Annotated in this window: 17 protein-coding genes and 1 riboswitch; of the genes, 10 read left to right on the forward strand and 7 right to left on the reverse strand. The window is 66.6% G+C overall.

Features of this window, described 5'->3' with window-relative positions:
- Positions 1 to 63 precede the first annotated feature (63 nt).
- Together ACX80J_RS14275 and ACX80J_RS14280 are read right to left on the reverse strand one after the other, a co-directional pair.
- Positions 64 to 345 (reverse strand): Lrp/AsnC family transcriptional regulator, encoded by a 282-nt coding sequence (locus tag ACX80J_RS14275; RefSeq protein ID WP_087075693.1) that lies wholly within the window; start codon positions 343 to 345, stop codon positions 64 to 66.
- 39 nt (positions 346 to 384) lie between these two features.
- Positions 385 to 804, reverse strand: coding sequence for a DUF3054 domain-containing protein (locus ACX80J_RS14280; protein WP_459343197.1), 420 nt, complete (start codon positions 802 to 804; stop codon positions 385 to 387).
- 93 nt (positions 805 to 897) lie between these two features.
- On the opposite strand from ACX80J_RS14280, the gene ACX80J_RS14285 reads away from it, so the two are divergent.
- The 4 genes from ACX80J_RS14285 to ACX80J_RS14300 all read left to right on the forward strand — a co-directional run bounded on the left by ACX80J_RS14285 (position 898) and on the right by ACX80J_RS14300 (position 2,923).
- Entirely contained in the window at positions 898 to 1,362 is a 465-nt protein-coding gene (locus ACX80J_RS14285; RefSeq protein ID WP_459343196.1) for a VOC family protein, read from the forward strand.
- Positions 1,359 to 1,523, forward strand: coding sequence for a hypothetical protein (locus tag ACX80J_RS14290; RefSeq protein ID WP_459343195.1), 165 nt, complete (start codon positions 1,359 to 1,361; stop codon positions 1,521 to 1,523). The genes ACX80J_RS14285 and ACX80J_RS14290 overlap by 4 nt, the downstream gene beginning before the upstream one ends.
- Positions 1,524 to 1,589: 66 nt before the next feature.
- Positions 1,590 to 2,123 (forward strand): hypothetical protein, encoded by a 534-nt coding sequence (locus tag ACX80J_RS14295; RefSeq protein ID WP_459343194.1) that lies wholly within the window; start codon positions 1,590 to 1,592, stop codon positions 2,121 to 2,123.
- Between the two features lie 245 nt (positions 2,124 to 2,368).
- Entirely contained in the window at positions 2,369 to 2,923 is a 555-nt protein-coding gene (locus ACX80J_RS14300; protein WP_459343193.1) for a cysteine hydrolase family protein, read from the forward strand.
- Between the two features lie 27 nt (positions 2,924 to 2,950).
- Here ACX80J_RS14300 and ACX80J_RS14305 read toward each other — a convergent pair whose 3' ends face one another.
- From ACX80J_RS14305 to ACX80J_RS14315, 3 genes are all read right to left on the reverse strand, one after another.
- Complete coding sequence (locus tag ACX80J_RS14305; RefSeq protein WP_459343192.1) at positions 2,951 to 3,523, reverse strand: MOSC domain-containing protein; 573 nt, start codon at positions 3,521 to 3,523, stop codon at positions 2,951 to 2,953.
- Positions 3,524 to 3,655: 132 nt separating this feature from the next.
- Positions 3,656 to 4,168, reverse strand: a complete 513-nt coding sequence (locus ACX80J_RS14310; RefSeq protein WP_459348210.1) for a hypothetical protein — start codon at positions 4,166 to 4,168, stop codon at positions 3,656 to 3,658.
- A 57-nt stretch (positions 4,169 to 4,225) separates the two neighbouring features.
- A riboswitch (SAM riboswitch) is annotated at positions 4,226 to 4,354 on the reverse strand.
- Positions 4,355 to 4,449: 95 nt separating this feature from the next.
- Complete coding sequence (locus tag ACX80J_RS14315; RefSeq protein WP_459343190.1) at positions 4,450 to 4,875, reverse strand: VOC family protein; 426 nt, start codon at positions 4,873 to 4,875, stop codon at positions 4,450 to 4,452.
- Between the two features lie 149 nt (positions 4,876 to 5,024).
- Here ACX80J_RS14315 and ACX80J_RS14320 point away from each other — a divergent pair, with 149 nt between their 5' ends.
- The 5 genes from ACX80J_RS14320 (at position 5,025) to ACX80J_RS14340 (ending at position 9,962) form a co-directional block, all read left to right on the forward strand.
- The gene (locus ACX80J_RS14320) at positions 5,025 to 5,642 is read left to right on the forward strand and encodes a TetR/AcrR family transcriptional regulator (RefSeq protein ID WP_459343189.1); all 618 of its coding nucleotides are present in this window, start codon (positions 5,025 to 5,027) and stop codon (positions 5,640 to 5,642) included.
- Positions 5,643 to 5,727: 85 nt separating this feature from the next.
- Positions 5,728 to 6,981, forward strand: coding sequence for an MFS transporter (locus tag ACX80J_RS14325; RefSeq protein WP_459348211.1), 1,254 nt, complete (start codon positions 5,728 to 5,730; stop codon positions 6,979 to 6,981).
- A 17-nt stretch (positions 6,982 to 6,998) separates the two neighbouring features.
- Positions 6,999 to 8,672, forward strand: a complete 1,674-nt coding sequence (locus ACX80J_RS14330; protein ID WP_459348212.1) for an amidohydrolase — start codon at positions 6,999 to 7,001, stop codon at positions 8,670 to 8,672.
- A 180-nt stretch (positions 8,673 to 8,852) separates the two neighbouring features.
- Positions 8,853 to 9,509, forward strand: coding sequence for a maleylpyruvate isomerase N-terminal domain-containing protein (locus tag ACX80J_RS14335; RefSeq protein ID WP_459343186.1), 657 nt, complete (start codon positions 8,853 to 8,855; stop codon positions 9,507 to 9,509).
- Between the two features lie 186 nt (positions 9,510 to 9,695).
- Positions 9,696 to 9,962 carry a hypothetical protein gene (locus ACX80J_RS14340; protein WP_459348213.1) on the forward strand — a complete coding sequence of 89 codons (267 nt, stop codon included), beginning with the start codon at positions 9,696 to 9,698 and terminating at the stop codon, positions 9,960 to 9,962.
- Positions 9,963 to 10,063: 101 nt separating this feature from the next.
- Here ACX80J_RS14340 and ACX80J_RS14345 read toward each other — a convergent pair whose 3' ends face one another.
- Complete coding sequence (locus ACX80J_RS14345; protein ID WP_459348214.1) at positions 10,064 to 10,645, reverse strand: Pr6Pr family membrane protein; 582 nt, start codon at positions 10,643 to 10,645, stop codon at positions 10,064 to 10,066.
- Positions 10,646 to 11,048: 403 nt separating this feature from the next.
- Entirely contained in the window at positions 11,049 to 11,600 is a 552-nt protein-coding gene (locus ACX80J_RS14350; RefSeq protein WP_459343183.1) for a helix-turn-helix domain-containing protein, read from the reverse strand.
- Between the two features lie 31 nt (positions 11,601 to 11,631).
- Here ACX80J_RS14350 and ACX80J_RS14355 point away from each other — a divergent pair, with 31 nt between their 5' ends.
- Entirely contained in the window at positions 11,632 to 12,591 is a 960-nt protein-coding gene (locus ACX80J_RS14355; RefSeq protein ID WP_459343182.1) for a DMT family transporter, read from the forward strand.
- The last annotated feature ends 186 nt before the right edge of the window (positions 12,592 to 12,777 follow it).

Genomic DNA, 12,777 nt, shown 5'->3' on the forward strand with positions numbered 1-12,777 from the left:
GTGTTCGGGCGGTTTCAAGCAGTTTTGGGGCGGTTCGGACCGTTTCGGGCGGCGCCCGCGGTGTCAGCTGTCGAAGCCCAGGGTGAACGCGGCGTCGAGGTCGTGCTGCGAGTAGGAGCGGAAGGCGATCTGCGTCGTCGTCGAGCGGACGCCGTCGACCTTGGACAGGCGGTCGGCGATGACGTCCGCGAGGTCCTCATGGCGGCTGACGCGCGCGATGGCGATCAGGTCCCATTCGCCGGTGACGGAGTAGACCTCGCTGATGCCCTCGATCTCCGAGATGGCCTGGGCGCTCTCGGGAATGCGCGACGCGTCGGTCTGGATGAGGACGAATGCCGTGATCATGGCGTGCCTTTCAGGAGGGGACGGGGACTCGGATCTACGCTACCGGTTTCCGCGGCGTCGACTGATCCAGCGCACGACGGCGCGGGGCAGGAGGAGGAACGCGCCGAGGACGAGCAGGGTGACGATCTGGAAGCTCAGGGCCACCCCGCCGCCGGACAGTGCCCGCAGCGCGAGGCCACCGATGACGGTGCCCAGCCAGAGGACCACCCCGGTGGGCCGGAGGGCCGCGGGGGAGCGCCAGGCCCGGACCGCAAGGGCCGACAGCGCATACGCGACGAGGAACGGCCACGCCGTCTCCAGGACACCGGCCACGGTCACGCCGTGCTCGTGGGTGCGGCGCCCCGAGGCGGCGAAGGCGAGGATCAGGACGACGTCGGCGACCCCCCAGGCGGCGGGTACGGCACGGGCGCGCTCCCGTACCTGCTCGACCGGAGGAGGGACAGGGTTGGAGCGGGGCATACAACCAGCGTAGTGGTTGTCGCCGTCCTGCCCGTGGGCTAGATTCGGGCACCAGCCGGCGCGCCAGCGCGGCACGAGCAAAGGACACCTCCGATGGGATTGATCACTCCGTGCCTCTGGTTCGACGGCCAGGCCGAGGAAGCCGCGCAGCTCTACACGTCGATCGTGAGGAACTCTCGCATCGTCGATGTCTCCCGCACCGGGCAGGGACCGGACGATCCGGCGCTGACGGTGTCGTTCGACCTGGACGGCCAGCCGTTCGTCGCCCTGAACGGCGGTCCCGAGTTCTCCTTCACGGAAGCGGTGTCCTTCCAGATCGCCTGCGCGGACCAGGCGGAGGTCGACCACTACTGGTCCGCGCTGGCCGAGGGCGGGGAGGAGAGCCGGTGCGGCTGGCTGAAGGACCGGTTCGGACTCTCATGGCAGATCGTTCCGACCGTGCTGCCCGGACTGATCGGCGGCGAGGACGCCGCGGGCGCCCAGCGCGCCCTCGAAGCCATGCTGGGCATGCGGAAGCTGGACATCGCAGCCCTTGAAGCCGCCTACCGGGGCGAGTGACCTACCGCCCCGGCATCGACCCGAGGATCCAGCAGTGGTTCGAGCAGCGCGGCCCGGAGTTCGCGGCTGAGGCCGATCTCCTCGTCGATGTCCGCACCCAGCACCTCCGTGCACAGCGCGCACACAGCGCCGGGAAAGGTGGGCCACAAGCGCAGCGGTGACAGTGGTCCTGGGCCGTGTGGGCCCTTCACTGCAACCGCTCGGAACGAGCGGATCGAGGAGACACGATGATTCAGCGTAGGAAGATCGCACTGGGCGCCAGTGCAGCTGCCCTCGTGGCCGGAGCGAGCCTCGGGGTCACCGGTATGGCCTCTGCGGCAACGACGGGGACGCCCGAACCCACGGCCGGCGCGTCGGCCGCTCCGGGGGACGAGAACCACGGCGGCGGCTTCGGTCGCCACGGCCGCGGCGGGGTCGACACGGCACGCCTTGCGGAGAAGCTCGGGGTGGAGGAATCGGCAGTCAGCGACGCGCTGGAGACTCTTCGGGACGAGGCACGGGCCGGGAACGACGACGGAACCAGGCCTGATCGGGAGGCGATGCAGGCCGCTCTGGCTGCTTCGCTCGCGGAGGCACTGGGACTGGACGAGTCCACGGTGCAGACCGCCCTCGATGAACTCCGCACCGAGCAGCAGGAGAAACGAGCCGCTGCCCTTCAGGAGCGTCTCGATGCCGCAGTCACGGACGGCTCCCTCACCCAGGCGGAGGCGGACGGCGCAGCCAAGGCCGTGGAGCTGGGCATCATCGGCGGACACCGGTAAGCGGAACACCACCCGGAGGCTCCGGAGAGCTCTGCCTCGGACGGCCTTGTGTTGCACGGCGTCGTCCAGGCCTCTGGTCGGCGCCGTGCGCACAGGCCCGGTTCCTCGGCAGCCCCTGCTGCTGCGGAACCGGGTTGTCCGCATTGCTCCTCCCTGCGGCAGCCCGGCGACGTACTCTTTCCTCAGTCGGCGGGGTGCGCAGTGCAGCTACCCAGCCCTTTTCGAGAAGGCCATGAGGAGCAGCCATGACGACCCTGCAGAACCGCCCGAGGACAGCGCTGCTCGTCATCGACGTGCAGAACGGCGTCGTCGCCGATGCCTATGACCGCGATGCGGTCGTCGCGAACATCGACACCCTGGTCGGGAAGGCACGCACCGCAGGTGTCCCGGTGGTCTGGGTGCAGCACGCCGATGCCGACCTCGAGGTGGGCTCGGATCCCTGGGAACTGGTCCCCGAACTCGAGCGCCTCCCGTCCGAACCGCTCGTGCACAAGAGCTATGGTGACTCGTTCGAGGGAACCGACCTCGAGGACGTTCTTGCAGCGGCAGGCGTCGGTCGGCTGGTGGTGTCCGGCGCCCAGACCGACGCATGCATCCGCTCGACCATTCACGGGGCGTTCGTGCGGGGGTACGACGTGACGCTGGTGGGCGACGCCCACACGACCGAGGACCAGAGCGCGTGGGGTGCCCCTTCGCCGGACAAGGTCATCGCTCACACCAACCTGTACTGGCAGTACCAGGCCGCCCCCGGCCGGGCTGCCGGCGTCGGCGAGACGGCGGACATCCGGTTCACGAACTAGCGGTCCCGTCGCGTTCGGCGCCTCCGGTCAGGGGAGCCGGCTCGGCCTCAGCACGGAAGCGCTGCCGGCCTGCGTCGGGTCCAGGGGAACCGGGCTGACCAGGACCGCGGGTCCGCGGGAGAGGGTCCCGCTGTCGAGGGGTCTGCAGCGCAGCCCGCCCCTGCCCCGCATCGCCTTGTGGGCGCCGGGCGCCAGCACCCGATCCATCCAGGCGCAGGGATGCGCATGCCGGCCTCCGTGGAACCCCACGCTTCCCGCCTGCGTCTCCAGGACGAAGTCCTGCCCGATGAGGGGTGGAAGCTCAGCGCCGCGCAGGACCAGATTGCGGCGGGGCAGCAGCGGATCGAAGGGATCGGCGCCGAGCTCTGCCGCTATCGCCTCGAGCGACTCGATGGCGAACAGGGTCACCGCCGCATCCATGTGGGCCGCCTTGCCGAAGAAGCGGTCTCCCACGATCCCCTTGCCGGCGACGACCTCGACGCTCCCGGCGTCCATGGTCACGACGTCGGCCGCTCCGTCCCGCGCCCGACCGAAGTAGGCGTGTGCCCCCGACACGAGCAGGTGCAGGATCTCCACGTCATACCGGAAGCCGGGCATCATGCCCCCACGGTATCCGGTCGTGGTCCTCCGGTTCGCCTCGGTCGTCCCCGGCGCTGGTTCACTTCCGCCGACATTCCTTCCGAGGGGGCAATCACCCGGAGGACTCCCCGGCAGGTCGTCGGGGGATTCCACCTAGGCGTAGGAAAAGCTCCCGGCCTCGACGGCGCCGGAATCGAGGGTGTCGGCCTCCGGACCGAGGTGGGCGCCGTTGCGGTACCGCGCACCGGGGTGCTGGTCGAACAGCCTCGTGTTGCCCGCCCCGAACAGGCGCTCGCGGAGGGTCGACTCCTCATAGGACGTCCGGTACAGGCCTCGTCGCTGGAGTTCGGGGATGACGAGTTCGATGAAGTCCTCGGCGGTGCCGGGCGTGAGGAACTGCCGCAGGTTGAATCCGTCGAGATCCGTGCCCTCGACCCACCGCTCGATCTCGTCGGCAACCTCGCCGGGAGTGCCGATGGCGACGAAGGGACCGCGGTCGAACCGCGTGGGCCGTCGTAGGTGCCGATCACATCGGCGAGGAACACGCTGTCGAAGAGCCCTGCCTCGAGCATCTTCGCCGTTTCGGTCCAGAAGTCGAGATCGTTGAAGCGGTGCCGGTTGTTCTCGGGGTGTACCCAGAGGCCGTGGGAGATATGGCCCACGCAATTCATCTCGAAGAGGTTGAAGGCGATCTGACGTGGCATGGGTGGACCGAGTCCTTTCGACGTGCTCTTGCCTCCGCCGGACCAGCACTGTCATGCCGAGGCGAAGGCCGCTTCGTCATCCGAACCACCCAGGAACATGGGGTTGGTGCGCGGTCCAGTCGGAGCTTTGCGACCGCATCTCTTGAAGCTGGAACGACTATAGGCAGAGAACGCAGCGGTGGGACGAATGCGAAGCAATGTGACCCGTAGCCGGAGCAGCTCGTCCCTGCCGTGAACGCTGCGTCAGCCGATGCCCACCATGCCGTCCTCACCGACGTGCCAGCCCGGATTGTGGGCGATTTCCCAGACGATGCCGTTCGGATCGCGTACGAGTGCGTGGAAGATGCCCCCGAAAGCGCCGTCCCGAGGTTCCTTCAGGATCGTCGCGCCCGCGGCCGCCATCGCCGAGACGAGCTGGTTCACGTCGGCTGGACTGCCGACGTTGTGGGACAGCGTCACCCCGGACGGCGCGGGCCTGGCATCGAGCCCCGCGTCCTGGGCGAACTTGTCGTCGCGGAAGAGCCCCAGCAGCAAGCCGGGTGCCACCTGGTAAAAGATGATCTCGCCTGGAACGTCCAGTGCAGGCGTCCAGCCCAGCGTCCGGTAGAACGACCGTCCCGCATCGAGATCCCGCGTGGCGACGGTGACGAAGTGCAGCTGCTGGTCCATGGCGAGAGCATAGCCGCGCGACGGCTGTGCGCTGAGTGTGCTCCCGGCAAGGACTTCGCATGCCGTGCAGATGCCCTGCTGCCGTTCAGGCGCTATCGCCCTGCCGCCGGTTGCCTGACTGCTACTTTGGGCCTAAAAGGAGACCGTCCATGCCACGCCCCCGATCCACCCTCCTGTCCGTCGAGCGGATCGTCGAGGCAGCGCTGAAGCTCGTCGACGAGACGGGCGACTTCAGCTTCCCGAGGATTGCCCGCGAGCTCGGCGTCAGTCAGTCCTCTCTCTACAACCGGATCTCCAGCCGCGAACACATCGTGGAACTCCTCCGCGCCCACCTCTTCAGCTCGAATCCCACCCCATCGACCGCTGACGCCCCGTGGGACGAGGCTCTGCGCATCCTCATCCGCGGCTATCGTGACTGCTTCGCTCCGCACCCCCGGCTGGTACCCCTACTGGTGACCCAGACGGTGAGGGCGGCCGAGGTCATCGCCATGTATGAGGATCTGACGCTCGCCCTGGAGCGGTCCGGCCTCGACGCCGCCGATGTCGCTCCAGCCCTCTCGCTGGTCGACTACTTCGCCCTGGGCGCGGCGCTCGACTTCACCGCCCCTGATGAGGTCTGGGGACCGGAACCCGAGCAGTACCCGGCCCTGACGAGGGCGGTCCGAGCCAGCCCGTCGGCGCCGGAGCGGGTCGAACGTGCCTTCGAGTTCGGCCTCGAGGCACTGATCGCCGGCATCGCAACACGGGTGAAATCCAAAGTTAATTGAAAGGCTTTCAAAAACTATTGCTCCCGGCGCTCCCCGCGTCGATACTAAATGAACGCCGTTCATTTGGAGTGACGGCCATCACTGAATGGAGCACGCCGTGGGAAGTACGCCAACACCCCCTGACGCCACCGTCCGGGTTCCACTGACGGCCTCCCGGGCTGTCTCCACCTTCGGGATCACGGTCGTAGGATTCATGACCGCGAATCTGGTCCCCGTCATGATCGTCGCGCTGGCCGACCTGGGGTTCAGCCCGACCGGAGCGGGCACCCTCATGACGGCCTGCCTGCTCCTGTCCGCCCTTGCCTGCCTGGCTACCTCCCGCTGGACCGCCCTCGGCGGCCGCTATGTGGTCGCACGGGCGGGCCTGGCACTGACGGCCCTGGGGTTCGGTGCGGCCGCCCTGGTCGCCGACCCTACGATCGCCGCCGCCGGGATCATCATCGGCGGCATCGGTGGCGGCGGTGCGGTAGCTGCAGGCGGAGCGGCCCTTGCTGCGTTGCGTGACCCTGACCGGGCATCGGGCATCAGCGGGTTCGCCAACAGGGCCATTGTCGCCGTCGTGCTGTTCATCATCCCCGCCGTCGGCCTGGGCATGGCGAGCGCTTTCGGCATCCTGGCATGCCTGGCACTCGCGGCGCTCGTGACCACGGGGTGGCTGCCGGACCGTCCGGCCGCTACGCCGCACCGCAGTGTTGCCCGCTCGGCGGCTCCCGCCGAGAGCCCACGAACCGGAGCCATCGCCGGCGTCGTACTCCTGGCCTGTTTCGCCATCTGGGCACTGGGTGAGGACTCGCTCTGGGCCGTTGCAGCAGTGATGGGCGCGGAGCAAGCCGGCCTCGATGAAGCAGGAATGGGCCTGGTACTGAGCCTTTCGACCCTGGGCGGGCTCCTGGCCTCCGCACTGGTGGGCGTTGCAGGCAAACGGCTCGGCCGCACAGTCCCGCTCGCAGCTGCTCTCCTCATCGGTGCAGCGCTGAAGATCGCCTCCGGATTCATCACGGATCCCCAGCTGTACCTGGTGGTGATCATCATCTGGAACACCGTCTACATGGTGGCGTTCCTCTACGTCATCGCCATCGCCGCCGCGCTGGATCCGACGGGCCGCTGGTCGGCTCCCATTCTTGGCGTCTATCTGGTCGGTTCTTCCTTCGCACCCCTCTTCGGGACCGCGGTCTCCTCAGCGCTGGGCTACCCGGCCCTGGGCATCATTCTCGGCAGCATCACCCTGCTGGTCCTCGGTCCCCTGGTAGCCGTCTCGCGCGAGTCCCTGCGCAGAGAAAAGGCTCTCGTGCCGGACGCGACGCCGGAGACCGATGCCCCCCGCGCAGCCATCGCCTGACAACAGAACGGATTCCCGTGCCACTTCAGCAGACCGCCTACACCAATGCGTCCATCCTCACTCCTCAGGGGGTGATCAAGGGCTCCGTCGTCGTCGACGGCACCAGGATCCACGCCGTCCGTCCTGATGACGCCGGCCATCAGGCCAGCGACCGGGCCGACACGGCGAACATGCGTGAGATCGACCTGGGCGGCCGTTTTCTCCTACCAGGATTCGTCGACGCGCACAGTCACCTGCTCATGCTGGGGCAATCCCTGCAGAAAGTGCAGCTCCGCGGAGCATCATCGCTGGCCGAGATACAGGAAGCGGTGAAGGAGGCGCGACGCCGGAACCCCGGGGCCCCACGCATCCTGGGCGGCGGCTGGCTCTACAGCGCGCTGGGCGGCGCCGCTCCCGACCGGGCGATGCTCGACGCCGCCGTCGCGGACGTCCCCGTCTACCTCGACGCCAACGACCTGCATTCGGTGTGGGTGAACACGGCAGCACTGGCAGAGCTCGGCATCACCGCGGACACCGAGGATCCCCACGGAGGATCCATCACGCGGGACCCGGAGACCGGAGAAGCGACAGGGATGCTTCTCGAAACGGCTGCGCAACAGATCGTCTGGCCCGCGTTGGCCCGGCGAGCCACCGACGCCGATAGGGATTCCTGGCTCGAGAGCGCGATCAGTCACTACCTTGCCAGCGGCGTCACCAGCGTTGTGGACATGGCCGTGGAGGACGACGACCTGCAGGCTTTCCTTCGCGCGGAAGCACGACACGGGGGAGAGCTGCCCCTCCGGATCAAGGGACACTGGTTCGTCCACCACCGGCCTACCGTGGAGGAGAACCTCCAGCAGGTGCACCGTGCCGTCGAGCTGGCTGACTCGGTGAACTCACCGACCCTCAGGATGGTCGGCATCAAACTGGTCCTCGACGGGGTCATCGACAGCTGCACCGCGGCGATGAAGGAACCGTACGCCGATGGAACGAACGGCGACCCTATCTGGGATCGGGAGGCACTGATCCCCGTCGTCGCGGCAGCAGATGCGGGCGGACTCCAGATCGCCATCCATGCCATTGGCGATGAGGCCTCGGATATCGCGCTGGACGCGCTGGAAGCGGCATATGCGATCAACGGACCCCGGGACCGGCGCCACCGGATAGAACACCTGGAGACCGTGACACCCGAGAACGTGGTCCGGCTGGCCCGGCTCGGCGTCGTCGCCTCGATGCAACCCGTCCATGCCGACCCCGCCATCCAGCACAACTGGCAGGCCATGCTGGGAGATGAGCGAACAGACAGGGCCTACCCGTGGACGGAATTCATTGCCGCCGGGGCCACCCTTGCGCTGAGCACCGATGCACCGACCGCCCCCCACGAGCCCCTGCCCAACATGTACGTTGCAGCGACCCGGAAGTCCGCGCTGGATCAGTCCCTGCCGGCGAACCTTCCCCGGTACGCGCTCGACCTCGAGGCAGCCCTGCGCCACGCCACCAGGGATGCGGCATACTCCTGCAGGGCGGAGCATCAGGAGGGCAGCATCGAGCGCGGGTTCCTCGCGGACTTCGTGGTGCTGCAGGCGGACCCCTTGTCCGAGGACCCGATCGGGCTGCTCAGCAACCAGACCTGTCTGGTGGTCGTGAACGGCGTCCACCGGTTCGAGACGCGGAGTGGGCTGTCGTCACGCCGGGAGGAAGCGCGTCGGTAACGGATCCCTACGCCCCCGGAATGCTGTTCCTCCTGACGTTGCCGACCGACCTCGGGCCCGAGCGGGGGAGTAGGGCCTCCTTCGACCCGCGCAGGCGAGGCGTGCATCTTGCCTCCCGATCCCAACAGGGGGACAGTAGCCACGGAAAGCAGCGAGGCGCAGCCCGATGGGAGTTCATGTATGCGGAATGCATCGACAGGCATCCTTGGTGCCTTCCTGGCAGCAGCGGAGCACGTCGAAGTCGTACTCGGCAGCACGGCCGTCGCAGAGCATTGGGAGGACCAGAGTGCTCTGGAGGGCTATACCGTGGCAGGCCTGGCCGGGCACTTGGCGAGGGGCGTGCTGACGGTCGAGAAGTACTTGGACGCCCCCGAGCCGTCGACCACTACTGAAGCCACTGATGCCGCGGGCTACATCACCGCCGTGCTGGGTGATCATGACCCGGTCGACAGCGGGTTCCACCGGAGCGTCCGCGCCCGATCACTGGATACCTCCAGGGTGGGGGCGTCCGCCCTTGCGCGGGAGGTGGGACGCTCGCGGCTGGGGTTGCACCAGCGACTGGATGAATCGACCATGGGCCGGCGGGTCGAAGTCCTGCAGGGCGTTGTGATCACGGTGGAGGAGTACCTGAGGACGCGACTCGTGGAACTGGTGGTACACCTCGATGACCTTGCGGTCAGCGTCGGCCAGGAGAGCAGCAAGGATCTCCCGCAGGACGCCTATGACGAGGTTGCGATTGTCCTGGCTGAAGTCGCCGTTCGTCGGCACGGAGCCCTGCCGGTGATTCGCGGGCTGGCCCGGAGGGAACGCCACCCGGAAGCCATTCGCGCCTTCTGATGGAGAACGAGAAAACCTGGCGGGGGGCAAGGCCGGCACCCGCTCTGCCCGCCGGTTTACGGTGAAACCGGGCGAGCCTCATGATGAGCCTGGAACAGGGTCCTCGGGTGCAGTATTCACGCAGCTTTCATGTGGGGCACGCCGATCTGCTGCTGGCCGTTGTGGTGCCGAGCCTAGGCTCGAACCATGAACGTGATTACCGCACTGCATCCCGTGCATTCCTTGTCCGTCCTTTCTGCTGATAGCCCGCTGCGTGAGCGCCAGATCCTCATGCTGCAGCAGGCGCTTTACAACGCGCGGGTTATCACCCCGCACGAGCGTCTGACAGTGATCGAATGGTGTGTTGGGCGTTCGATCACCTCGCTGCGTGATGTGCGCCAGAGCGAGTTACGGCCGATCCTCACCCATGTGCGCAGTATGGCGACACCACCTCAGGAAGCATCGCTGGCCTAGCGTAGGAGCGGCCCGCACCGTTACGCTCCACACTCCGCCTTCGTGCTCCCGCCGGTGAACTTCCCACGCGCCCTCACCTCAACCAACCTCCGGCAGTGCAGCTACCTGGTGTGGGATGTGCGGTTCGTCCATGGCAAGCGGAGCCGGCTGATGGCGATGATCAGGGCCCCGAAAATAGTGAACGCAACAGCGATGAGGACTACGTAAAGAGCTACCGACCCGTACCCGGTCGCCGGGTCGAGGAATGGGTACGGGACCCATCCGTCCGTGGCTCCTCGGACGAGGACGACTGCGCACCAGGTGAGTGGGTACACAAGGATCAGGCCGATTGTCGTGAAGGGAAGCCGGTGTCGATCGGAATTCAGGAGCCAGTCCAGAAACGCGTACACCGGGAACGCGACGTGCAGGACCCAGTTCGCCCAGGCCAGGTCGACCCCGCCGGCCAGACCTGCTAGCAGCAGGTTATAGACGATGCCCACGACGACCATGTACGTCGTCGTCGCCGCCCGCACCGGGACCAACCAGCCCGGATTCGACCGCCGTCCCAGTTCGATGACTGCCGCAACGAGGAGGACAAACGCGGTCATGATGTTGCTCTGCATGGTGAAGAACCCGAAAAAGTTCAACGGGTTGATAGGCGTCCTCGACGCAGTATCGAAGAACGTTGCGACAATAGCGGTCACGACGCCCAAGACCGTAATCAGGCGGACAACCGGACGCAGGACCGCCACGATGGTGGGCCCCCGAAATGTAGTGGGGCGTTGTCTCGGGGCAGTCACTGAGCGATCTCCCTGCTGAATTGCCTATCGCGTCGACGGCATCGGCTGCGCATACTGGACCCTCCGACGATGAATGTCTCCTAGGTGTCTACCACGAGCGTCGTGTGGAAACGCGCAGACCCTCGAAGCAGGACATCCAGGAGTCCGGCGCAGCGACCATTCGACCACAGCGGGGTCGTCCTCGTTACTTGCGTGGCGCGCCTTCATCGACTCGAGCCCACGGTGCTTGAATGAGGATCCTCGTGCGGGCGTTACCGCCGGTTCCTGGGCAGGAGAACAAGCGTCGGGAATCGGAGCGTGTGCTCAGTCAGCTGACGACTACCCGCGTGAAACGGGCGCGGCGATGGCCGTCGTTGACGTAGGAGTATTGCTGTGCTGTGCCGAAGGCGAGGTGCTCACCCGCAGTCAGTACGACGTCTCCGCGTTCCTGCTCCACACGGATGGATCCTTCAGAGACCATGAGCAGTTCGGACCAGCCTTCGGGGTCGGGTTCGGCGTCGTAACGGTCCCCGGGCTCCAGCACCCATGCCCACAGCTGGGCGTCCTTCGTGGCGGGGACCGAGGCCAGCAGCACCGCAGAGCCGCCGGTTCGGCCTCTCCAAGCGAGCTCGCGGATGTCAGCGTGGGCCGCCGCGGGGGCGGCGACCAGGTCGACGAAGGTGACACCCAGCGCGTCGGCCAGATGATCCAGGCCCGTCAGGCTGATATTCGCCTCGCCTGATTCGAGTTTGATGATCGTTCTTCGGCTGATGCCGGCCCGGTCCGCCAAGGCGACCTGACTGAGATTGGCCGCAACCCGGAAACGGTGCACGTTCGCCCCTGCGTGGGCCAGGACCTGCGATGTTTCTCCCGTTTGCATGTGCACTATTTTGCACCATAAAGTGTGCATCATGTTGCACGTACCAACTTGTAAGCGTTGGCTCTCCCGCCAGGAGCTCGCCCTCGTCCTCGTCACTGCCGTGTGGGGGGCGACGTTCCTCATCGTGCATATCGCCGTGCAGTACAGCGGACCCTGGTTCTTCGTCGGGCTGCGGTTCGTCACCGCCGGCCTCATCAGCGCGCTGATCTTCGCCCGGATTCTCCCCGGCCTCACGAGGAAGGAAGTAGTGGCGGGAGCTGCGATCGGAGTGATGATTTTCCTCGGCTACGGGTTGCAGACCGTCGGATTGCAGACAATCACCAGCAGTACCTCCGCCTTCATCACCGCGCTCTACGTCCCCCTCGTTCCCGTCCTGCAGTGGGTCGTGTTCAAGAAGCCGCCACGACTTTTTACTTGGGTCGGTGTCGTGCTCGCCTTCACCGGTTTGATGCTGCTCGCTGACCCAGGGAGCGCCAGTTTCTCGTTTGGGGCGGGGGAGATCGTGACGGTCGTCAGTACTCTCCCGATCGCCGCGGAGATCATTCTCATCGGTTGGTTCGCCGGCAAGGTCAACCTCGGCCGGGTGACCGTCGTGCAGCTTCTCGTCGCGGGGTTACTTGGGTTCCTGACGATGCCCGCTGTTGGAGAGCAGCTGCCGACTTTCTCGTGGGTGTGGGTGATCTCAGCCGTTGCCCTCGGTGCGGCGAGCTGCCTCATCCAGCTCACCATGAACTGGGCTCAGAACTCAGTTTCACCGACACGGGCCACGATCATCTACGCCGCCGAACCCGTCTGGGCTGCCATCGTCGGCCGTATCGCCGGTGAACGTCTCCCCCCGATCGCGATCGTAGGCGCCATATTCATCGTCGCCAGCGCCCTCTTCAGTGAGCTGAAACCCAACAAACGCACCGACACCGACCCTCGCGACGAGCCCTCGCAGCAGGCCGGCGACACAATGACCTCCACTCCTCAACTCGAGCGGATGGATTAGCCGAAGGCCCTGCCGACGACCGACACCGGGGGTTCACCGGAATCGGAGGTGCCCTCGAACTGATTACGGAAACGGTCGTCATCCCAATGACGTCCAGCGGGTTCGTTACCTGGACGCTCACGCAGGTTTGACGGCGGATCGGGAGTCGCAGCGATGAAGCTGACTCCTCTAGTAGTTGAGCCACAT

This window comes from Arthrobacter rhamnosi (genome assembly GCF_054510975.1).